The organism is Maribacter vaceletii, assembly GCF_003634105.1.
GTDB lineage: Bacteria > Bacteroidota > Bacteroidia > Flavobacteriales > Flavobacteriaceae > Maribacter_B > Maribacter_B vaceletii.
Map to the genome: position 1 here is coordinate 166,798 of NZ_RBIQ01000011.1, position 21,450 is coordinate 188,247.

Annotated in this window: 22 protein-coding genes; 10 read left to right on the forward strand and 12 right to left on the reverse strand. The window is 33.2% G+C overall.

Going from position 1 to position 21,450, the window contains the following annotated elements; all coding sequences use genetic code 11:
- Positions 1-264: 264 nt before the first annotated feature.
- The gene (locus CLV91_RS14885; RefSeq protein WP_121069021.1) at positions 265-1,509 is read right to left on the reverse strand and encodes a type IX secretion system plug protein; all 1,245 of its coding nucleotides are present in this window, start codon (positions 1,507-1,509) and stop codon (positions 265-267) included.
- A gap of 153 nt (positions 1,510-1,662) precedes the next feature.
- Between CLV91_RS14885 and CLV91_RS14890 the strand changes: the two genes are divergently transcribed.
- The 9 genes from CLV91_RS14890 (at position 1,663) to CLV91_RS17075 (ending at position 9,176) form a co-directional block, all read left to right on the forward strand.
- The gene (locus CLV91_RS14890; RefSeq protein ID WP_121069022.1) at positions 1,663-3,015 is read left to right on the forward strand and encodes a Na(+)-translocating NADH-quinone reductase subunit A; all 1,353 of its coding nucleotides are present in this window, start codon (positions 1,663-1,665) and stop codon (positions 3,013-3,015) included.
- A complete protein-coding gene (locus CLV91_RS14895) occupies positions 3,015-4,241 on the forward strand; it encodes an NADH:ubiquinone reductase (Na(+)-transporting) subunit B (RefSeq protein ID WP_121069023.1) in 1,227 nt (408 codons plus the stop codon). The genes CLV91_RS14890 and CLV91_RS14895 overlap by 1 nt, the downstream gene beginning before the upstream one ends.
- Before the next feature lie 2 nt (positions 4,242-4,243).
- Entirely contained in the window at positions 4,244-4,987 is a 744-nt protein-coding gene (locus CLV91_RS14900) for a Na(+)-translocating NADH-quinone reductase subunit C (RefSeq protein ID WP_121069024.1), read from the forward strand.
- Positions 4,988-4,993: 6 nt separating this feature from the next.
- A complete protein-coding gene (locus CLV91_RS14905) occupies positions 4,994-5,638 on the forward strand; it encodes an NADH:ubiquinone reductase (Na(+)-transporting) subunit D (RefSeq protein ID WP_121069025.1) in 645 nt (214 codons plus the stop codon).
- A gap of 66 nt (positions 5,639-5,704) precedes the next feature.
- Complete coding sequence (nqrE, locus tag CLV91_RS14910) at positions 5,705-6,418, forward strand: NADH:ubiquinone reductase (Na(+)-transporting) subunit E (protein ID WP_121069026.1); 714 nt, start codon at positions 5,705-5,707, stop codon at positions 6,416-6,418.
- A gap of 1 nt (position 6,419) precedes the next feature.
- Positions 6,420-7,727 (forward strand): NADH:ubiquinone reductase (Na(+)-transporting) subunit F, encoded by a 1,308-nt coding sequence (gene nqrF, locus CLV91_RS14915; protein ID WP_121069027.1) that lies wholly within the window; start codon positions 6,420-6,422, stop codon positions 7,725-7,727.
- Positions 7,728-7,805: 78 nt separating this feature from the next.
- Complete coding sequence (locus CLV91_RS14920; protein ID WP_121069028.1) at positions 7,806-8,171, forward strand: Na(+)-translocating NADH-quinone reductase subunit F; 366 nt, start codon at positions 7,806-7,808, stop codon at positions 8,169-8,171.
- Positions 8,149-8,568 (forward strand): FAD:protein FMN transferase, encoded by a 420-nt coding sequence (locus CLV91_RS17070; protein ID WP_317124783.1) that lies wholly within the window; start codon positions 8,149-8,151, stop codon positions 8,566-8,568. Before CLV91_RS14920 ends, CLV91_RS17070 begins: the two co-directional genes overlap by 23 nt.
- Positions 8,550-9,176, forward strand: a complete 627-nt coding sequence (locus tag CLV91_RS17075) for an FAD:protein FMN transferase (RefSeq protein ID WP_317124784.1) — start codon at positions 8,550-8,552, stop codon at positions 9,174-9,176. Before CLV91_RS17070 ends, CLV91_RS17075 begins: the two co-directional genes overlap by 19 nt.
- Here CLV91_RS17075 and CLV91_RS14930 read toward each other — a convergent pair whose 3' ends face one another.
- From CLV91_RS14930 to gpmI, 5 genes are read right to left on the reverse strand one after another with little or no spacing between them, the layout of a single operon-like run.
- Complete coding sequence (locus tag CLV91_RS14930) at positions 9,177-9,941, reverse strand: class I SAM-dependent methyltransferase (RefSeq protein WP_121069029.1); 765 nt, start codon at positions 9,939-9,941, stop codon at positions 9,177-9,179. It lies immediately after the preceding gene.
- Between the two features lie 8 nt (positions 9,942-9,949).
- Positions 9,950-10,267 carry a cupin domain-containing protein gene (locus tag CLV91_RS14935; protein WP_121069030.1) on the reverse strand — a complete coding sequence of 106 codons (318 nt, stop codon included), beginning with the start codon at positions 10,265-10,267 and terminating at the stop codon, positions 9,950-9,952.
- Between the two features lie 2 nt (positions 10,268-10,269).
- Positions 10,270-11,088: a type I methionyl aminopeptidase gene (gene map / locus CLV91_RS14940; RefSeq protein ID WP_121069031.1), complete on the reverse strand. Its 819-nt coding sequence runs from the start codon at positions 11,086-11,088 to the stop codon at positions 10,270-10,272.
- Between the two features lie 41 nt (positions 11,089-11,129).
- Positions 11,130-11,948, reverse strand: coding sequence for an ABC transporter substrate-binding protein (locus CLV91_RS14945; protein ID WP_121069032.1), 819 nt, complete (start codon positions 11,946-11,948; stop codon positions 11,130-11,132).
- Positions 11,949-11,959: 11 nt separating this feature from the next.
- A complete protein-coding gene (gpmI, locus tag CLV91_RS14950) occupies positions 11,960-13,477 on the reverse strand; it encodes a 2,3-bisphosphoglycerate-independent phosphoglycerate mutase (RefSeq protein ID WP_121069033.1) in 1,518 nt (505 codons plus the stop codon).
- A gap of 220 nt (positions 13,478-13,697) precedes the next feature.
- Here gpmI and CLV91_RS14955 point away from each other — a divergent pair, with 220 nt between their 5' ends.
- Complete coding sequence (locus CLV91_RS14955) at positions 13,698-14,111, forward strand: ankyrin repeat domain-containing protein (RefSeq protein ID WP_121069034.1); 414 nt, start codon at positions 13,698-13,700, stop codon at positions 14,109-14,111.
- Positions 14,112-14,215: 104 nt separating this feature from the next.
- Here CLV91_RS14955 and CLV91_RS16905 read toward each other — a convergent pair whose 3' ends face one another.
- The 6 genes from CLV91_RS16905 to CLV91_RS16910 all read right to left on the reverse strand — a co-directional run.
- The gene (locus tag CLV91_RS16905) at positions 14,216-14,383 is read right to left on the reverse strand and encodes a DUF6747 family protein (RefSeq protein ID WP_170146766.1); all 168 of its coding nucleotides are present in this window, start codon (positions 14,381-14,383) and stop codon (positions 14,216-14,218) included.
- Positions 14,384-14,598: 215 nt separating this feature from the next.
- A complete protein-coding gene (locus tag CLV91_RS14960) occupies positions 14,599-15,366 on the reverse strand; it encodes a M48 family metalloprotease (protein WP_121069035.1) in 768 nt (255 codons plus the stop codon).
- 39 nt (positions 15,367-15,405) lie between these two features.
- The gene (locus CLV91_RS14965) at positions 15,406-16,140 is read right to left on the reverse strand and encodes a M15 family metallopeptidase (protein ID WP_121069036.1); all 735 of its coding nucleotides are present in this window, start codon (positions 16,138-16,140) and stop codon (positions 15,406-15,408) included.
- A gap of 47 nt (positions 16,141-16,187) precedes the next feature.
- The gene (locus CLV91_RS14970) at positions 16,188-17,360 is read right to left on the reverse strand and encodes a gliding motility-associated C-terminal domain-containing protein (RefSeq protein ID WP_121069037.1); all 1,173 of its coding nucleotides are present in this window, start codon (positions 17,358-17,360) and stop codon (positions 16,188-16,190) included.
- A gap of 4 nt (positions 17,361-17,364) precedes the next feature.
- Positions 17,365-18,516: a hypothetical protein gene (locus CLV91_RS14975; protein WP_121069038.1), complete on the reverse strand. Its 1,152-nt coding sequence runs from the start codon at positions 18,514-18,516 to the stop codon at positions 17,365-17,367.
- Positions 18,517-18,520: 4 nt separating this feature from the next.
- A partial coding sequence (locus CLV91_RS16910; protein ID WP_170146767.1) for a beta strand repeat-containing protein occupies positions 18,521-21,450 on the reverse strand: 2,930 nt, incomplete at its 5' end.

The following is a 21,450-nucleotide window of genomic DNA, read 5'->3' on the forward strand; positions in this document are numbered from 1 at the left end:
TGTTGATGTTTAGTTAATACTATGCTGTCAACAAATAAAATACTATGGTTGTTTTTTTAATAATCAATTCTTTTAATTGATTAAGAGAGAGCAAGATAAATAACATTAATGGATTAAAAAAAAGTAAAAGCTTATGATCGTTATAAGTATTTCTTTTCCTGATGTAGCTCTTTTATTATCGGTGAATGGTTTTTTAAAAAATGTATTTTTTGATTGCGAAAGTGATTCTTTTATTTTTTTAAATACCCTAAACCTACAATTTTTTTAGTTACTAATGTTTTGTGAGTTGGCAGATCCTATTCCTATAATGCTATCGTATAAATCGCCAAAAACTCTGTAATAAACAATAATGGTATAATTGTTTTCTGTATTGTGGAAATTCCCGCATATAGTATTTAATTCTATAGTGCCATCTTTTCTTTTAATTACATATTTGTAGTTGTAGAACCCTTGTTTAAGAGGTATTGTAGCTTCCATCATGCCATTTTCTTCATTATATGTCATTATGTTATCCTCATTTAAAGCATAGTTGTTGTATTTTCCATAAATGTAGACATCATCAAGTGCTAATTCTTCTTTATATGGTAAGCTAAAGTGAACTTTGGTGTATTCTGCTTCTCTAGAAGAATTAGTTCCTTGTAGGGTTCTAACAACAAAATCTCCATTAATATCTGGATAATAGGTGTATGGTCTTTCTTTTCTATACATATTAGAAAATAAATAATGATTGTATAAGTCTGTAAGCCCAATTTTTGCTATTGCAGAGGTAGGGGCTCTTAAGTCTTTGGTGTCAAAATTGTAAAATTCGTTTCCACCATAAAAACTGGTTTCCTTGTCATATTTATATACTAACTCTGAACCTAAAGTAAATTGAGGAGGAATATTGTTGATAGCTGTTGGCCAATGGTAATTTTGTAGTATAGCTACTTTAACTTCTTTTTTTGGATTTACTAAGGAGTAGTTGCTAGCGTTGATAGTAAATTGAACTACTTGTTTCTCGTTTAAAAAATTAAAATCTCTAGATCTTTTTACTGTAGCTCCAATTTTAACAAGATCTTGGTATACTATAAATCTTCTTGAAAATTGAAGTTCATAGCTGTTGTTGTATATTTCTAAAATGTAATTCCCGCTTACTTTTAGTTTAACGTTTTCATTAGGAATGGTTAGTTGGTAATTAGAGTAGGGTTGTAGGGTAGAGTAACTATTCTCATAATTGGTAATACGTTGGTTGTCTACACCCTTTAAATATTGAGATTTTAATAAATCAGATTTTTCCCAATTATAGTTGCAGTGTATTATTTTGTAATAATAATCCTGTTCATTTGCTAAAATATCGTCAAACTCAAGATACATTGGGTCTCCTAGTTGTATTATAGGAAATTGGTCTTCAGTAGGTCCTTTAAAAATAATGGATTTAATATTATAAGGTTCGTTTGCTTCTTCTAGGGCTTGACTAGTGAGGTAAGGACTAAAAAATAACAGTGTTATCGTTATAATTATATAGTGCATTAAAAAGGAGTTTTTTTTGGTAAAGGTAAACAAAAAGCATACCTAAAAAATTAACATCGATGTATGACTTAAATTTTTGTCTAATAATTATGAATTATTTTTATTTAACATTACTTTTGCACCAAATTTTGTTAACCAAAGGTCTACATCAATATGTCTAAAGACATTCGAATTAAAAAGGGCTTAAATATTAAACTTATAGGTGCTGCAGAAGAAACAACTTCTAAAGCAGTGTTAAGTAATGTTTATGCAATCCAACTAGATGATTTTCACGGAATAATACCTAAAATGTTGGTAAAACAAGGAGCTCAAGTAAAAGCGGGAGAACCATTGTTTTATAACAAGACAATAGAAGATATGTTGTTTGTATCTCCTGTGAGTGGTGAATTAGTGGAAATTGTAAGAGGGGCAAGAAGAAGAATACTAACTTTAAAGATTCAGTCAGATAAAGAACAATCTGTTTTGGAACATTCTTCTTTAAATTTAGCTTCTGCTACCGGAGAAGAAATTAAAAGTTATTTGTTAAAAGGAGGTTGTTGGCCATTTGTAAAGCAAAGGCCTTATGACGTTATTGCAAATCCTGCTAATAAGCCAAAGGCTATTTTTGTTTCAGGATATACAACGGCTCCACTAGCAGTAGATTTGGATTATGCTTTAAAAGGTAAAGAAGCGCAATTGCAAGCGGCCTTAACAGCATTGTCTAAGCTAACATCAGGAAAAGTTCATGTTTCTGTTGGTGCTTCTGAAAATTCTCCATTATCTGGATTAAATAATATAGAGTTGCATAAAGTATCGGGGCCACACCCTGCAGGTTTAGTAGGTACTCAGATAAATAAAATAGACCCTGTTAATAAAGGAGAGGTTGTCTGGACGGTAAGTGCTCAGGATCTTGTTGTAATAGGAGATTTATTGCTTTCAGGAAAGTTTAATGCAGAAAGAACAGTTGCTTTAGTAGGTTCTTCTGTTAAAGTACCAAAATATTATACTACTACAATAGGGGCAGAGGTTTCTACTTTCTTATATGCTAGTGGTGTAAATTCAGAAAATTTTAGAGTTATTAATGGAGATGTTTTAACAGGAACTAAAAGTAGTCCAGATGGTAACTTAGGATATTATAACAATACGGTTTCTGTTATTCCTGAAGGAGATGACTATGAGTTGTTTGGATGGAATAAACCTGTTTTTAATAAGATTTCTACATCAAGAGCAATGACTTTTTCTTGGTTAACACCAAACAAGAAGTTTGATTTAAATACAAATACTAATGGAGAGCATCGTGCATTTGTAACAACAGGAAATTATGAAGAGGTTTTTCCTTTAGATATTTTTCCTATGCAAATTCTAAAAGCTTGTATGTATAAAGATTTAGATGAGATGGAAGCTTTAGGAATGTATGAAGTTGCACCAGAAGATTTTGCATTAACAGAGTTTATATGTGTGTCTAAGCAACCACACCAAAAAATTATAAGAGAAGGTTTAGACTTAATGCTTAAAGAGATAGGATAATGGGTTTAAAGAATAATTTACATAATTTAAAAGAAAAATATAAAGGAACAAAAATGGCTCCTGCGTTTAACGCAATCCATACCTTTTTATATTTACCAAATGAGACTACACATAATGGTACTCATATAAAAGCAGCCGATGATTTAAAACGTACCATGAACACCGTAATAATGGCAATGGTACCATGTTTAATTTTTGGTATGTTCAATGCAGGTTACCAACATAATGTAGCTTTTGGAACAGGTTCCGTTATCTCAGGAGGATTGTTTAGTGCAGAATTCTGGTCTTTAGAGAACCTATTAATAGGGGCATGGAAAATTTTACCAATACTAGTGGTTTCTTATGGTGTTGGTTTATTAATAGAATTTATTTTCGCGGTAATTAAAAAACACGAAGTAGAAGAAGGGTACTTAGTAACAGGTATGTTAGTACCTCTTATTGTTCCTGTAGACATTCCACTTTGGATGCTGGCAGTAGCAGTAGCATTTGGTGTTGTAATAGGAAAAGAGGTTTTTGGAGGTACAGGGATGAATATTCTAAACCCTGCATTAACAATAAGAGCATTTTTATTCTTTGCTTACCCAACTTGGATGTCCGGAGATAAAGTTTGGGTAGAAGGAGCTGTAAAACAAGATCAACTTATTGCGGCAGGAGAAAAGTTAGATGCCATTTCTGGTGAAACTATATTAGGTAGTTTGGCGCAAAATAAAGAAGCTGGTTATGATGTTATGGATATGTTCTTTGGTTTTATTCCAGGGTCTGTAGGAGAAACATCTACCTTATTAGTCTTATTAGGAGGTTTATTTTTAATATTTTCTAAAATAGGAAGTTGGAGAATTATGTTATCCTCAGTATTAGGAGCACTAGTAATGGGACTTATATTCAACGGAGTAGTTAGTTCTGGTTGGATAACAGAAAGCAGTAAATTTTATGGATTAATGAGTACAGAATTTTGGCATCATTTATTAATTGGTGGTTTTGCTTTTGGTACAGTGTTTATGGCAACGGATCCAGTAACTGCTTCGCAGACAAATAAAGGTAAATGGATATATGGATTCTTAATAGGATTTATATCTATACTAATTAGAGTGTTTAACCCTGCTTACCCAGAAGGTGTAATGTTAGCCATTTTATTAATGAATGTCTTTGCACCAACAATAGACCATTATGTGGTTCAAGGAAATGTAAAACAAAGAATGAAACGTCTAAAAGCAAAAACAGCCTAACGATGGAGAATAGAACAGATAAAAATTCATATACAATTCTATTTGCTATAGGTATGGTGCTTGTAGTAGGTGCTTTATTAGCATTTGCGGCATCATTTTTAAAACCAAATATAGATGAGAATAAACGCCTAGAAAAGCAACAAAATATTTTGTATGCAATGGGAGTTAATGAGAATGATGAGAGTAATGCAAATTTTGTATCTACAGCAGATGCCCCAGAATTGTTTAAAAAATATATAGAAAAACAATTAGTTATTCAAGGAGCAGATGTTGTTGAAGATAAAGAAGCTTACCTGATAGATGTTAAAAAAGAACAAACAAATGCTAAAGCAGGTAACGAAAGAAAACTGCCTTTATTTGTTGGTAAAAAGGATAATAAAACATTCTATATAGCACCAATTAGAGGAAAAGGACTTTGGGATGCTATTTGGGCGTATGTTGCTATGGATAAAAACATGGTAGTCCAAGGTGTTTTCTTTGATCACAAAGGGGAAACTGCTGGTTTAGGAGCAAACATTAATAAACGTTTCTTTATGGATGATTTTATTGGAGAGGATTTAAAGAATAATGGAACTTTTAAGGGTATTGATGTTGCTAAAGGAAACGCTGATCCATTAAATAAAGATAAATCAGATAATGAAGTAGATGCTATTGCAGGTGCTACTATAACAGGAAATGGTGTTTCGGCAATGCTTAAAAGCGAGCTGAAATTATATGTGCCATATTTTGAAACTTTAAAAAATTAATAATTTATGGGACTTTTATCAAAAAAAGACGCACAGTTAATTACAGACCCATTAGCAGATAATAACCCTATTACAATTCAGGTATTGGGTATATGTTCTGCATTAGCAATTACAGCAGAGTTAAAAGCATCTCTTGTAATGGCAATCTCCGTACTTTTTGTATTAGGATTAGGTAACGTAGTTATTTCTTTAATGCGAAACATAATACCATCAAAAATTAGAATTATAGTACAGTTAATTGTAGTTGCTGCCTTGGTAATTATAGTAGACTTAGTACTTAAGGCATTTGCTTATGAGTTAAGTAAAACATTATCTGTTTTTGTAGGATTAATAATTACAAACTGTATAATAATGGGACGTTTTGAAGCATTTGCTTTAGGAAATGGACCATGGAAATCCTTTTTAGATGGTATTGGTAATGCAGTAGGTTACGGTGTTATTTTAATAATTGTTGGTTTTTTTAGAGAATTATTTGGTTCAGGAACCTTATTTGGAATACCAGTTTTAGGGGATCCAATTGCAAAGACAGGTTTGTATGCTATAGGTTATGAAAATAACGGATTTATGATTATGCCTCCAATGGCCTTAATTGTTGTGGGAATAATTATTTGGATACAACGTACTAAAAACAAAGCATTAATAGAAGATTAAAGAAATATTGAAAAAATATAGGTGATAAACTAACCACTAAAAAATCAATATTTAATAATATAAAATATGGAGCATATAGAATTATTTTTTAAATCAATATTCATAGATAATATGGTATTCTCGGTTTTCTTGGGAATGTGTTCTTATCTAGCAGTATCTAAAAAAGTATCAACAGCTGTAGGTCTTGGAGCAGCAGTAATATTTGTATTAGCAATAACAGTACCTCTAAACTGGCTGTTAGATCAATACCTTTTACAGCCAGGAGCTCTATCTTGGTTAGGTGCAGAGTATGCAGAGTATGACTTAAGTTTCTTATCTTTTATCATGTTTATTGCAACTATTGCAACCATGGTTCAGCTAGTAGAAATAGTTGTAGAGAAGTTTTCTCCTTCCCTATACAATTCATTAGGAATATTTTTACCGCTTATTGCAGTTAACTGTGCAATTTTAGGGGGGTCATTATTTATGCAGTCTAGAGAAATTGCTTCTTTAGGTTTGGCAACCACTTATGGTATTGGTTCTGGTATTGGATGGTTCTTAGCAATTTTAGCAATTGCTGCTATACGTGAAAAAATTAGATATTCTAATGTACCACCAGCATTAAGAGGGTTAGGAATAACTTTTATAATTACTGGGTTAATGGCAATAGGATTTATGAGTTTTGGTGGTATGCTTACCGGTGGAGATGAAGAAGCTCCTAAGGAAGAAAAAACAGTTACCATTAAAGCTACTGAAGATAATAAAGAAGTGTTAGCTAACAACATAAAAGCAAATAAGTAAAATGATTTTAGCCGCAGGTACATTAGGAACAATAATAGCAACAGTAACAGCTTTTTTAATTATTACGCTTTTGTTAGTTGCTTTACTATTATTTGTAAAACAAAAATTATCACCATCTGGTCCAGTAAAAATTACAATCAATGGTGAAAAAGAGATTGAAGTAGCTTCTGGAGGCAGCCTACTATCAACACTAGGAAGTAATAAAGTGTTTTTACCATCTGCATGTGGTGGTGGTGGAACGTGTATTCAATGTGAATGTCATGTATTAGCTGGTGGTGGTGAAGCTTTACCAACTGAAACACCTCATTTTTCTAGAAAAGAATTAAGTCATGGAGCTCGTTTAGCCTGTCAAGTTAAAGTTAAACAAGACATGGAAATTACGATACCAGAAGAGGTTTTCGGAATAAAAAAATGGAATGCTAAAGTTGTTCGTAACTATAATGTAGCTTCTTTTATTAAGGAGTTTGTAGTTGAAATTCCGGAGGATATGGGCTATAAAGCTGGTGGTTATATTCAAATTGAGATTCCTCAATGTGAAGTAAAATATGCTGATATAGACATTACGGCTCACCCGGAAGAACATGAAACTCCAGATAAATTTAAGGCAGAATGGGATAAATTTAATCTTTGGCCTTTGGTTATGAAAAACCCAGAGACCGTAGAAAGAGCTTATTCTATGGCTTCTTTCCCAGCAGAAGGAAGAGAAATTATGCTTAATGTTAGGATTGCTACGCCACCATGGGATCGTTCTAAAAACGGTTGGATGGATGTTAACCCTGGTATTGCATCTTCCTATATATTTAATCTGAAAAAAGGAGATGACGTTGTTATTTCTGGCCCTTACGGAGAATTCTTTATAAATGAATCTGATGCAGAAATGCTTTATGTTGGAGGTGGTGCTGGTATGGCGCCAATGCGATCACATTTATATCACTTATTCAAAACATTAAGAACAGATAGAAAAGTAACGTACTGGTACGGTGGACGTTCTAAAAGAGAATTATTTTATCTTGAACATTTCTATGCATTAGAAAAAGAATTTCCAAATTTTAAATTTTATTTAGCTCTTTCTGAGCCTATGGAAGAAGATAACTGGAAAGTTAAAGAAGATATAGATGCTCCTGGAGATGGTTTTGTTGGATTTATTCATAATTGTGTAATAGATAATTATTTAAGTAAACATGAGTCTCCTGAGGATATAGAATTATATTTCTGTGGCCCACCATTAATGAACAAGGCTGTTCAGAAAATGGGTGAAGATTTTGGTCTTGCTGATGAGAATATTAGATTCGATGATTTTGGTGGATAATTTTAGTATCTACAGAAATGTAAATTCTAGATAAATTTTAAAAGCCGATATTTTATATCGGCTTTTTTATACGTGATAATGAAAAAACAATTAACAGAACAAGAACTACATAACCTAGCAATGAATATTGTTGGTAAAGAGTTAGAGGCTAGTGGTTTTGAGTTTATGGCGGTAAATAGTGAGCTTAAGAAGAACCCTCAGTTTGTGTGTTTAAAAGACAAAAAACTTCATTTTATTGTAGTTAAGGCAATTGGTTATCCTGGGGACCCTAAAGATTTAGATTTTTTTATGTCAGATTTAAATAAAATGAAAGATCATGCTCTAAAATTTGAAGCAGATACCTTTTATGCTGGTGTAGGTTTAGTAAATGCTGCAGATTACAATTTGCCAGTTTATTTAAATGAAGAATATATTGTAGATTATGATGGACTTGTTAAAATTTAAAAACGCCCTTTGTTTAACGGTATTTGTTGGTTTGTTTTTTTCTTGTAAAAGCCATAAACAAGAATTAGTTAGGAATGATGCCAACGGAGCAGCTTTAGGAACTACGTATAATTTAATATATTTTTCTGACCAGAAACTTGACTTAAAACCTCAAATTGATTCTGTTTTTACGGTAATAAACAAATCTTTATCCACCTATATACCAGAATCTGATATTTCTAAAATTAATCGTGGTGATTCTACTCTGGTTGTAGATACTATGTTTCAAGAAGTTTTTAAGCTTTCTAAAGAAGTGAATAAGACTACTAAAGGGTATTTTGATCCCACTGTTGGGACTTTGGTTAATGCTTGGGGTTTTGCCCAGGAAAACAAATTGAGTTGGATAGTGCAAGGGTAGATAGTCTTTTAAAATATGTAGGTTTTAATAAGGTTAGTTTAACTAAGGAATATCGTATTAAAAAAGAAGATTCAAATATTTATTTCGATTTCAACGCTATCGCAAAAGGGTATGCCATAGATAGGTTGGCTGTAATGATGCAGAATTATGGAATACATAATTACCTTTTAGAAGTAGGAGGAGAATTAGTTGCTAAAGGAATTAACCCTTCTAAAAATAAATCTTGGGTAGTTGGTATAGATGACCCACAAGTAATAGAAGGAAGGCAGCTTAAACTAATGATTCAGTTAAAGAATAAAGCCATGGCTTCTTCTGGTAATTATAGAAAATTTAGAGTAGATGAAAGTACAGGAAAAAAATATGTGCATACTATAAATCCTATTACTGGATATACTAAAAACGGAACTACTTTGGGAGTAACTATTATTGCTAATTCTTGTGCAGAGGCAGATGCTTATGCGACATCTTTTATGGCAATGGAACTTGAAGAGGTTAAGGCGTTACTTGGCAGTAATAAAACCTTAGAAGCTTATATTATTTATTTGGATGATAAAGGAGAAACACAAGAGTTCATGACAAATGGAATTAAACAATTAATTGTGAAATAATTATTTTCTAACTAATGGAATAATTTCTCCTTTGGCAAGTCTATATTTATCTACCTCTTCTTTAGAAAGTGTATTTGTGTAATCTTGTTCTTCTACAGTAAAACCTATAGTTCTAAGTTTGTTAAAATAATCTCTACCATAAATACGTACATGATCGTACTGGCCAAATATTTTAGCTCGCTCTTTTTTATCAGTAATTGTGTCATCTTCAAAAGTTGTATCTCTGTCCAATTCTTGCGGAATTTGAAATATGCCCCAACCACCAGGTTTAAGAACTCTATAAAGCTCTTGCATTGCTTTAGTGTCATTTGGAATATGTTCTAAAACATGATTGCAAAAAATTACATCATAAGAATTGTCTTTAAAAGGAAGGTTACAAATATCTGCTTTTACGTCTGCTAAAGGAGAGTTTAAATCTGTAGTAGTGTATTCTATGTTTTTTAGCTTTCTAAAACGTTTGTAAAATGCTTGTTCTGGGGCAAAATGTAAAACTTTAAGCCTATGAGTAAAAAAGTTAGTTTCATTTTTTAAAAACAACCACAAAAGCCTATGCCGTTCTAAAGATAGGGTAGAAGGGGAAAGTACATTCTCTCTTTGGTTTTTATAACCATAAGGAAGAAATTTTTTAAAACTCTTATTATCTATAGGATCTGTATAATTATTTCCTCTTAAGGTAAAAGCAATTAATGGTCTAACAAGATAGCTTAGCCTAATTAATACAGGTCTAGGTATTATATTGAGAATTAACTTGAAGATTTTTTTCAAAAGAGAGCTTATTTATAATCTTCACGAATAGGAAAAAACGTATCCATAACAACGCAATCTGTTAAAGCAACAGCACTATGAATAGTGTTTGAAGGAATAATCGTTATTGTATTTGGTTCAAGAATTGAGGTAGTACCATCAATTGTCATTTCTAGTCTGCCAGAAACTATTTGCGTTATTTGTTCGTTTTCATGGGAATGAACGGGTAAAATAGCTCCTTTATCAATAGTAACATAACCAATGGTTACATTTTTTGAATGAACATACTTGCCAGTGATTCCTTTTACGAGTTCTTTTGCCTTTATTTCGTCTATATTAAAAGTCATAACTACTCGTTTAGAGTGTTTTGTTTGAATTCATCTTCTTCGGTACTCGTAATGCCTAATGCTTCGTATATGTATTTAAAAGTAGAAAGTAGCTCAGGTTTTCCGTTTACTAAAGCAACATCATGTTCAAAATGAGCACTTGGTTTACCGTCCGCAGTTAAAATTGTCCAGCCGTCTTTTAATTGTTTTATTCTTCGTGTACCAAGGTTTGTCATTGGTTCTATAGCAACAACCATACCTTCTACAAACTTTTTACCTCTTCCTCTTCTGCCATAATTTGGCATTTCTGGATCTTCGTGCATTTTACGTCCTAATCCATGACCTACAAGTTCACGAACAACACCGTAGCCGTGGTCTTCTGTGTATTTTTGAATAGCATAGCCAACATCGCCAACTCTATTACCAGCTTTAAATTCGCGAATCCCTATGTATAAAGATTCTTTGGTAACATCTAGCATTTTCTTTGTTTCAGGATCTACTTCTCCAACTTCAAAAGTATAGGCGTGATCTCCGTAGAAATCATTTTTTAATGCGCCACAATCAATAGAAATAATATCACCTTCTACAAGCGGAGTTTTATTAGGAATACCATGTACTATTTGAGCATTTGGACTCATGCATAGCGTGTTAGGAAAATCATATAAACCTAAAAATCCAGGAATTGCTCCGTGGTCTTTTATAAAAGTTTCTGCAAGTTTGTCTAACTGCAAAGTGGTTACTCCTGGTTTAACTTCGCCAGCAAGCATCCCTAATGTTTTAGAAACTATTAATGCACTTTCTCGCATTAATTCTATTTCTTCGGGTGTTTTTACTATAATCATAGTTTGCAAAGGTAAATATTTACAGTTAAGAAAGAAAACCTTTATAGGTTATGAGTTTTAGATTGATTTATAGTAAGATGTAATTTTTTAAAATAGGTGAAAGCAGCTTGTAGTCTAGAGCCATACCAAGAAAAATATTCGCCATCTACCAAGGTAATAGTACTTGAAATAGCTAATTTTTTAATTTCTGAAATATGTTTATCGGAAAATGGGTAAGGTTCTGATGATAATAGAATTAATTGAGCAGTAGTTTGTTTAATTTCTTCTGAAGTAATTGTTGGGTATCTTTCTTGATTATTAGTTAGATTGGTAAATTTATTAATTGCTAATAAAGAATTTATAAAAGTGTCTTTTCCTGCTAGCATCCAAGGGGTTTTCCAGATAAAATATAGAACACTTACTTTGGGTTTATTTTGTATGAATTTTTGAAAGCTTGCTAGTTCACTTTTAATATTAGTAGTTATTTTGGAAGCTTTTTCTTTACAATTAAAAAGGTTTTGATATTGTTTTATGAGATCAAATACATCTGCTATATTTTTTACATCAGAAACATGAACTTCATATTCTTTTTCTAAAGTATTTACAATTTCTTTGGTGTTTTCTTCTTTATTGCAAAGAATAATATTAGGATTTAAATCTCTAATTTTTTCAAAAGATATATTTTTTGTGCCTCCAACAATTTCTTTGTTTTGTCTTAAATGATTAGGATGTACACAGAACTTTGTAATACCAACAATATATTCTTCTAACCCGAGGTCTACTAGTAATTCTGTTTCCGAAGGTACTAGGGATATAATACGAAAAGGCCAGCTAGGTAAAACAATTGTTCTACTTAGCTGGTCTTTTATAGTAGCTACCATTCTGTGTTAAATTACACTAAGGAATGTTGTGTCATTGCTTCTGGTTGCGGTACTCCTATTAATTTAAGTATAGTAGGAGCAACATCTCCAAGAACACCACTTTCAATATTTTTCAACTCTTTGTCTATTAAAATAATAGGAACAGGGTTTGTTGTGTGCGCTGTATGAGGGCTACCATCTGGATTCATCATAGTTTCGCAATTTCCATGATCGGCAATAAGAATGGTAGTGTATCCATTTTCTAAACCTGTAGTAATAACATCTTTTGCACAAATGTCTACGGCTTCGCAAGCTTTAATAGCCGCACTCATTATTCCTGTATGGCCAACCATATCTCCATTGGCAAAATTTAGACAAACAAAATCTGTTTCTCCTTTTTCTAATTCTGGCACTAAAGCATCACGTAATTCATAAGCACTCATTTCTGGTTGCAAATCATAAGTTGCAACTTTTGGAGAATTTTTTAGAATACGAGATTCACCTTTAAAAGGAGTTTCTTGTCCCCCAGAAAAGAAAAAAGTAACATGCGGATACTTTTCTGTTTCCGCAATACGGATTTGTTTTTTATTGTTTTTTTCTAGTACCTCACCTAAGGTCTCTGTAATATTATCTTTATTGAATATTACTTTTATTCCTTTAAAATCATCACTATAATTAGTTATAGTAACGTAGTAAAGATCTAGTGTTTTGGTATTGTATTCTGGAAAATCTTTTTGGTTTAACATTTCTGTTAATTCTCTTCCTCTATCTGTTCTAAAGTTAAAAAAGATAACTACATCATCCTTTTCAATGGTAGTTAAAGGCTGTCCGTTAGTATCTGTAGCAATCAGTGGTTTTATAAATTCATCTGTTATATCTGCATCGTAATTTTCTTGAATACTGTTTGCTATAGAGTTAGTTTTTGTGCCAGAAGCATTCACAAGAGCATCATAAGCTAATTGTACACGTTCCCAACGCTTATCTCTGTCCATTGCATAGTAACGCCCAGTTACAGAGGCTAGTTTTGTATTGGTTCCAGAAATATAGTTTTCAATATCTTCAACATATCCTTTTCCAGATTTTGGGTCAACATCTCTACCATCTGTAAAAGCATGGATATACGAATTTTGAACACCAGCATTGTTTGCAGCATCAATAAATCCTTTTAAATGATTTGTATGTGCATGTACGCCTCCATTACTAAGTAATCCTAAAAAATGTACTTTTTTATTATTTTCTTTAGCATAAGCAAGGGCATCTACTAATACTTTTTCGTCTTTTAAAGTATTGTTTTCTACCGCTAAATTAATCTTAGCTAAATCTTGATAAACGATTCTACCGGCTCCTAAATTCATGTGGCCAACCTCACTATTTCCCATTTGTCCTGTAGGTAATCCTACATGTTCTCCGTCTGTTCTTAGAGTTGCGTTTGGATAGTTATGATATAAGGAATCTATAAAAGGAGTTTGCGCATTATCTATAGCAGATACTTTTGGATCTGGTGATTTTCCCCAACCATCCAGTATCATTAGGATTACTTTTTTATTCATAATTGTAGTGTCTTTACAAAGTCAAAAATACTATGATTTGTTTACTTAAACTAAGTTTAGTACCCATTTTTTAAGGGTTTTCCTTGTTTGTTGTATCTATTTTCAAAAAGTGTTAAAGATGTTAAATTTTTAAATTTTGTAACGTTTGTTTGTAACAAATTATAAATGCTATCGTCTCTTTAATATCAAATCATTTATTCATCAATTAAAAACAATCATCATGAAAAAAACAACAGTAATTATGGCTATTGCAGGTATGCTAATGTATACAGGGGTAATGGCAAATGAAAATGTTAGTACATTACAGCTTAATGAAACACAATTAATTGTAAAGTTAGAAATTAGTACTTTTTGTAAAGCTATTCTTAAAGGAGATGTAGATTTAGTAAGAGGTATGATTGAAGCAGGAGAAGATGTAAATAAAATTTCTGCAGGAATGACACCCGCAATTTTTGCTGCACGTTATAATAGGGCAGAAATTTTAGAGCTTCTTATAGCAAACGGAGCTAATCTTAGAATTAAGTGTAAAAATGGACTTACTATTACTGAAATTGCTCAAGCATCTAATGCTACCGATGCTCTTGCTTTGTTGAAGAAAGAAAAGAAAGCTAAAAAGGCTAAGAGAGTTAAGTAAGAAAAATGTGCTAAAAAAAATCCCATTCCTAATCAGGATGGGATTTTTTTTTATAATATATTCACTTCAAATAGTGTTCAGGTAAAAGAGTGCGAATAAGGTAATTAAAATTCAAAGCCAGTAAACGCTCTATACATAAAAGCATAGATTGCGAACGCTAACATTGCACCACAAAAAACAGAATAAATTTTAAGTAATATTACTGCAATATTAGGGTGACAATTTTCAAAGGCTTGTTGGTAAATGTTTCTAAAGTGTAATAATGTTCCCATATAGTTTTGTTTAATAATTAAAAATTACAAAGCTATAAGGATTAAATCTGAGACGGTAATAAGACTGTGGGAGCCCCAAATGTAGAAAAAAAAATAGAACTTTCGACGATTAATTAAATTTATTCGATAAGCTGTAAAACACAGGTAAGTTACTAATAATCAACTCTCAAGTGAGTGTTTTTTGTCGAAATTTACGGTACTTTTATCGTTTTAATTTAAACATTGCCTTTATATTTCTTAATGGCCTCCTTTATTTTTTCTATTCTATTTTCGGGGTCTGGGTGCGTACTTTGAAATTCTGGAGTTCTATTAGGTCCTGCTGCTGCTTTAAGTATTTGCATAACTTTTATCATTTCTTCAGGTTGGTACCCTGATTGAATCATAAAAAGAACACCAAGTTCGTCACTTTCTAGCTCATCTCCACGACCATTGGTTAATAATTTGTTTTGGCCAATACCACCAACTAATCCACCCATATCTGCACCAACCGTAGCACCCATAGTTAGGGTTTGCCAAAAATTGCTGTCTGCAATACGTTCCGCAGAATGGCGACCAATTACATGTCCTATTTCATGGCCAAGAACACCTGCTAGTTGTGCTTCATTTAATTGAGAAAAAAGTGCATAGGTAATAAATATTTGACCTCCAGGTAATGCAAAAGCATTAATAGTTTGCGAATCAGCTAATAAGTGAAAATCATATTTATAAGGGGTTTCTCTGGCAATACTACTATTTACCAATTTGTTGCCAACAGCATCTACAAAAGCTTGCATACGCTCATCTGGGTAAAGACCGCCATGTTGTTGCGAAATTTCAGGTAAACTTTGTAAGCCGATAGCAATTTCTTGCTCCGCGGTCATGTTTATATTTTGAGTTCTTCCTGTGTATTCGTTTTTTTCACTGTTATTACAGCGTTGTATAAAGGCAAATGCTACAATGGCGAGACCTATAAAAATTCGAATTTTCCAACTTCCTCTTCTCATGGCTTATAGTGTTTTATAGGCCAACAATATACAAAAGAGTTAGAGAAGGTCTTTATTTATGTCTAAAATATTATTTCTTACATAATTTTTTATAAAGCCATTTGTAAAATGCTCACTTCCATAAAAATCTTCTTGCTGTAATAATAAAAGAATATTTTTTCTTCTAAAGGCCGTTAGCATAGGTTTAGAAATTGGGGCATAGCTATAATGCCAAGGTTCATATTTAAACCCTTTTCTTTTAGGGTGATCCGTGTATACTAAGTAAAAACCATATTTTTCTGAATTCTCATCCATCCAATTTTTAAAATCTTCATAAGGACCTCCTTCACCAAACTTATTTGGATCAAGAACATTTCCTTCTACTTTACGATAACCGTCTACAATGTCAACATCGGTTCCCCAATGGTGTCTGCTAGTTCCTGGAATAGTAGAGTATTCTATAATTTTGTCAATAGCATCTATTGGTGCCATTCCATCTTCTTCGGTATAATTATCGTATTTTCTTTCCCAAATCTGGACTTGTCTTTCAAAATTTCTATAACTAGAGACCACTTTTAAATCTATACCAGCACTGTAAGCGGCTTTTTTCATTTCTAAAAAAGCATCATGAGCTTCTTTTCTAAGATTTATACCTTTACCATAAACTTTTATATCTTCTTTACCCATTAATTCTAAAATAGAATAGTCATTACCTTCTAATAAGATAGTTGATGGTATTGTTGATAAGGCTAATGTAGTTAACCCACTTTTTTTTATGAATGATCTTCGTTGCATTTTAAATAGTATTAATTACTAAAGGTGGTAATGGTTTATAAATTTAGTTATTTTTTTGCATTAGAGGTTAAATAAAGATACCCCTGATGTTTTTGTCTTAAATCGTTTAGTGTAATTATATAGAAATAGATACCGGAAGCAAGTCCATCATTTCTTGTAACAACAGAGCTTCTATTAGAGTAGCCACCAAATTCATTGGTATAATTATTTTTAGAGAATACCATGACACCATATCTATTATAAATTTGAAGATTATTATTTGGAGAATCTTCTATGCCATCTATTACTAAAAAGTCATTAACTCCGTCTCCATTTGGAGTCATATAATAATTGTCTAGTTCTAATAAATTATAAGTTTCTAGTATGTCATTATTACCCCCAATAGTTATTATAGAATAGTCATTAGGTACAAAAATGTCTGATGTTAGCGTACCCAGTGTTAGGCTGCCTTGTACATCTGTATTTCCTAGGTCTACCCAATGTTGTTGGGCTTTACTCCAACCAACTACTTTTAAATCGGTTATAAATTCTCCTAAAGTATTTATATTGCTATAAATGTCCCAGTTTAAAGTAACTGTAGAAGGTATAGCGCTTTCTAAATGCCAAAATTCTTTCTCACTTACCTTTAAAAAATCGGTCTCCTTTTCATCCGTATCAAAAGTTTCATTAAAGGTAGAAGGATTATTTGGGTCTTCATAAAAGTATGCGCATTTAGCAAATGCATTTGTAGCTTGTGAGTTTAGCGTTAACATACGTAATCTGTCTTCTGTGCCTACAGGAAAGATAAAATCGTCTTTATTGGTTATTGCAGCATAGCCATCTACTTTAGAAACCATATTTTCTCCAATATAAAAAGCACTATTTAAAAAATTAATATGAATATCAGAGTTATCTCTTGGCGTAACAATATTACCTGTTATTAAATTTGCGTTATTTATTATTTCAATAGGAGTTTCTAAATATAAATTATTGTCAACCAAAATCTCTGAATCATAAAAAACAGGGGTATTAGTTCCAGAAACGGTTATAGATTTATCATACCCATAAAAACCTACTAATCCTAGATTTTCATTAAACACACCATCATTTACCAAATCTAAATGAAATCCTACAGATGTTCCATTATGTACTTGCATTGCACCAAAATTATGTACAGCATCTTGTGCTACAATAGTATTTTGTAGCAGTAGAAAGATGGATATGATTTTAAATAGTTTCATGTTTTTAAAAAGTCATTGAAATATTAGATATCCCACTATTGGTTTGATGAAAAGAAGAATCAAAATATAAATCTCCTGTTGCTTGTGTTGCAGAGTTATAAAATTCACTGCCATTTTTTAAATAAGAAACCCTTCCTGTGCAATCTACATTAACTTCAAAATTATCACCTGGTAAATAAGTAGAATATCTTCCTTTACTAGCACCATGCTCGTAGATGTATACATTTTTATTTGAATGTAAATAAATTGCATAATCTAGGGTTGTATAGGAGGCATTTGTTGCTGGGTCGCTATTAAGACCCACCATTCTTAATCTATCATTTGTTACTGCAGTAAAGCTTAAATTACCTGCTTCCCCTGCGGCTATGGCATGAGAAATTGAGTACCCTTGTGCGTTCCATCCTGAGCTAGATGTTTTGTTAAGAACACCTGCGTTATAGGTCATAGCCCCTGTTATTGCAATATCCATTGTTCCTAGACTGTATGTATTTGAACCATTAGCAACATTAAAACCATTGGGTAAAGTACTTGTACCTGTATCTGTGGTAACTTGAATATCAAAACTACCACCGGTTCCACCTGAAGTAACATTAGCAGTTATTCTAGTAGTGTTATTTATAGTTACATTATTTACTGTCTGCCCTGGTATTGTAACAGTAGCAGAGCCATCAAAAAAGTTGCCATTTATAATAATATCTCTAGTTTCATTTACAGAGAATTGTGAACAAGAACCATTAGTTGCATTGGAATTAGAAACAATAGGATGATTAAGAGGCATACCTATAAAATTAATATCTGGGTCCACACCATTAGAAAAAGTGTAAGACCCATCGGAATTTTGAATAAATTTTGCAGGAATAGAGGATATGCTATAAGGGTCTATAGCAGTACCACTACCCGAGATTAATATATTGTCATCTGCAACAATTATAGTTTCATTACCAGTTGGTTGAATTTGTTTCCATTCTGTAGCATTATATTGGTAAATATTTTTGTCTTCAGAATTGTATACCAAAGAACCTTCATGAGGACTTACTATTGCATTTATTTCTGCTAGTGTAGCAGAATGTATAGTAACTAAGTCTCCAGCATTTGGAGCTTGCGCTTTTACAAATAGAGAAATTAAGAAAAAGGAAATTAAGATACTTTTTTTCATATTATTATAAGTCTAAAATGGTAAACATAAACTCAGAGTCAAATCTGTTTCTATCGGTTCCACCATTGTCGTTATCTCCAATAATTACTTGGAAACCTGTTGCTGTTTGGTTAGAGTAAGATATTCCTGGGTCATCATTGCCAGAGCCACCTCTACCTGGTTGTGTTAGTTGAATAATATAATCGGCATCGGATACTATACCACTTGCGAATGTTACTTGATATCTTCCTTGACTGATTCTAGAAGTTGAAACTCCTGTTGTTGCTTTTACAACACTACCACCACTAGAAATTTTACCAATAGCTTTTACAGGGTTGTAATTAGTAACCCATTCTGTTCCTGTTGCAGTAGCTGTTAATACTTGCCCTACTGTACCAGCAGAATCATTTTCATCAAGAACTGCTCCTTCTAGCTCTAGTGTTTCTTTAATAGTAACTGTAGTATTATTAGATGTTTCATCAATATTTAAGGCTTCAATACCACCTGCTGTAAAACTAATTTCATCTTGAAATGGGCTATACATACCAGTATCAGTATCATCCTGAAACCTATATGCAGGTTCACCTACAGAACCATCTGAGTTAAGGTAGCCTTCCGAACGAATAGCTCCAGTAACATGAAATTTGTTTGTAGGGCTTGAAGTTCCAACTCCTAAACGATTATTTGTGCCATTCCAAAATAATTGCCCGTTATCTTCAGTAATAGAACCATCAGTATCTGCAAAAAATATGGAGCCTGTTGTTCCTGTAGGAGATAAATCAGATAAGGGAACATCTAGGTCTCCATTAGAATCTGTAATCCTTAAATAATCTGTACCAGCAACATTCACGGTAGAAAAACCTGTATTTACTTCGTTTAAGATGCTTCCATCAACTTCAGTGAAGTTATTATATATACCATAAGGTAAAGAAGAAGAACCATCTCCTGTAATTGTTATTCCAGAATTACCAGCAATAATTTTAGTTTCAGTACCATCTGCATGTAAAGACGACAAATTAGCTGTTCTAGTAGTTGGATCATCTTCAATTTTAAGTAGTAGTTCAAAAGTAGAGCCATTAAAAGCGAACATTTCAACCGCTTGATCATCGGAAGAAACATATCCAGAAAGATCCACTTGATTAGTTCCTGTAGCAGGGTTGGTAAGCGTAAGCATATTAGAAGTAGCATCTAAGCTTAAATCCGAAAGTTCGTTGGTTACACTATTATCTAAGTTGTCAGGAACCGCAATAGAATATGGAGAAGCTGTAGAGCCATCACCTGAAACTATTGTATTCGTCCCATCATTAAGTATTGTTTCCGTACCATCTGCAACAGGTAGCGTTACAGGCGCAGAAGCTACACCGTTTATAGTAGAGGTAATTTCACCACTAGCAATAGCGAGTGCATTCGTATTTACAATTGGCGCTGTTAAAGCTCCATCAGAATCAGTAATCGTTAAGGTATTTACAGCAGAACCGAAAGCTGTGTTTGTTTCATTAGTTACAGAGCCATCTACTTCTGTAGCGGTAACTACATAAGGAGTAGCAGCAGAACCATCACCTGTTACAACGTTAATCCCTGCACCAGTTACTTCCGTTTCCGTACCATCTGCAACTGGCAGCGTTACAGGCGCAGAAGCTACACCGTTAATAGTAGAGGTAATTTCACCACTAGCAATAGCGAGTGCATTCGTATTTACAATTGGCGCTGTTAAAGCTCCATCAGAATCTGTGATTGTTAAGGTATTTACAGTAGAACCGAAAGCTGTGTTTGTTTCGTTAGTTACAGAGCCATCTACTTCTGTAGCGGTAACTACATAAGGAGTAGCAGCAGAGCCATCACCTGTTACAACGTTAATCCCTGCACCAGTTACTTCCGTTTCAGTACCATCTGCAACTGGCAGAGTTACAGGAGCAGAAGCTACACCGTTTATAGTAGAGGTAATTTCACCACTAGCAATAGCGAGTGTATTCGTATTTACAATCGGCGCTGTTAAAGCTCCATCAGAATCTGTGATTGTTAAGGTATTTACAGCAGAACCAAAAGCTGTGTTTGTTTCGTTAGTTACACTATTATCTAAGTTGTCAGGAACCGCAATAGAATATGGAGTAGCCGTAGAGCCATCACCTGAAACTATTGTATTCGTCCCATCATTAAGTATTGTTTCCGTACCATCTGCAACAGGTAGCGTTACAGGCGCAGAAGCTACACCGTTAATAGTAGAGGTAATTTCACCACTAGCAATAGCGAGTGCATTCGTATTTACAATCGGTGCTGTTAAAGCTCCATCAGAATCTGTGATTGTTAAGGTGTTTACAACAGAACCAAACGCTGTATTTGTTTCGTTAGTTACAGAGCCATCTACTTCTGTAGCGGTAACTACATAAGGAGTAGCAGCAGAACCATCACCTGTTACAACGTTAATCCCTGCACCAGTTACTTCCGTTTCCGTACCATCTGCAACTGGCAGCGTTACAGGCGCAGAAGCTACACCGTTAATAGTAGAAGTAATTTCACCACTAGCAATGTTGAGTGTATTCGTATTTACAATTGGCGCTGTTAAAGCTCCATCGGAATCAGTAATCGTTAACGTATTTACAGCAGAAGCAAAACCTGTGTTTGTTTCGTTAGTTACACTATTATCTAAGTTGTCAGGAACCGCAATAGAATATGGAGTAGCCGTAGAACCATCACCTGAAACTATTGTATTCGTCCCATCATTAAGTATTGTTTCCGTACCATCTGCAACCGGAAGTGCGATAGGCGCAGAAGCTACACCGTTAATAGTAGAAGTAATTTCACCACTAGCAATAGCGAGTGCATTCGTATTTACAATCGGTGCTGTTAAAGCTCCATCAGAATCAGTAATCGTTAAGGTGTTTACAGCAGAAGCAAACGCTGTGTTTGTTTCGTTGGTTACACTATTATCTAAGTTGTTTGGTACAGCAATAGTAT

Excerpts from the sequence above, each read along its gene's own strand:
- CLV91_RS14885 (WP_121069021.1), bottom strand. The coding sequence starts at position 1,509 with ATGCACTATATAATTATAACGATAACACTGTTATTTTTTAGTCCTTAC.
- CLV91_RS14890 (WP_121069022.1), top strand. The coding sequence starts at position 1,663 with ATGTCTAAAGACATTCGAATTAAAAAGGGCTTAAATATTAAACTTATA.
- CLV91_RS14895 (WP_121069023.1), top strand. The coding sequence starts at position 3,015 with ATGGGTTTAAAGAATAATTTACATAATTTAAAAGAAAAATATAAAGGA.
- CLV91_RS14900 (WP_121069024.1), top strand. The coding sequence starts at position 4,244 with ATGGAGAATAGAACAGATAAAAATTCATATACAATTCTATTTGCTATA.
- CLV91_RS14905 (WP_121069025.1), top strand. The coding sequence starts at position 4,994 with ATGGGACTTTTATCAAAAAAAGACGCACAGTTAATTACAGACCCATTA.
- nqrE (WP_121069026.1), top strand. The coding sequence starts at position 5,705 with ATGGAGCATATAGAATTATTTTTTAAATCAATATTCATAGATAATATG.
- nqrF (WP_121069027.1), top strand. The coding sequence starts at position 6,420 with ATGATTTTAGCCGCAGGTACATTAGGAACAATAATAGCAACAGTAACA.
- CLV91_RS14920 (WP_121069028.1), top strand. The coding sequence starts at position 7,806 with ATGAAAAAACAATTAACAGAACAAGAACTACATAACCTAGCAATGAAT.
- CLV91_RS17070 (WP_317124783.1), top strand. The coding sequence starts at position 8,149 with ATGATGGACTTGTTAAAATTTAAAAACGCCCTTTGTTTAACGGTATTT.
- CLV91_RS14935 (WP_121069030.1), bottom strand. The coding sequence starts at position 10,267 with ATGACTTTTAATATAGACGAAATAAAGGCAAAAGAACTCGTAAAAGGA.
- map (WP_121069031.1), bottom strand. The coding sequence starts at position 11,088 with ATGATTATAGTAAAAACACCCGAAGAAATAGAATTAATGCGAGAAAGT.
- CLV91_RS14945 (WP_121069032.1), bottom strand. The coding sequence starts at position 11,948 with ATGGTAGCTACTATAAAAGACCAGCTAAGTAGAACAATTGTTTTACCT.
- gpmI (WP_121069033.1), bottom strand. The coding sequence starts at position 13,477 with ATGAATAAAAAAGTAATCCTAATGATACTGGATGGTTGGGGAAAATCA.
- CLV91_RS14955 (WP_121069034.1), top strand. The coding sequence starts at position 13,698 with ATGAAAAAAACAACAGTAATTATGGCTATTGCAGGTATGCTAATGTAT.
- CLV91_RS16905 (WP_170146766.1), bottom strand. The coding sequence starts at position 14,383 with ATGGGAACATTATTACACTTTAGAAACATTTACCAACAAGCCTTTGAA.
- CLV91_RS14960 (WP_121069035.1), bottom strand. The coding sequence starts at position 15,366 with ATGAGAAGAGGAAGTTGGAAAATTCGAATTTTTATAGGTCTCGCCATT.
- CLV91_RS14965 (WP_121069036.1), bottom strand. The coding sequence starts at position 16,140 with ATGCAACGAAGATCATTCATAAAAAAAAGTGGGTTAACTACATTAGCC.
- CLV91_RS14970 (WP_121069037.1), bottom strand. The coding sequence starts at position 17,360 with ATGAAACTATTTAAAATCATATCCATCTTTCTACTGCTACAAAATACT.
- CLV91_RS14975 (WP_121069038.1), bottom strand. The coding sequence starts at position 18,516 with ATGAAAAAAAGTATCTTAATTTCCTTTTTCTTAATTTCTCTATTTGTA.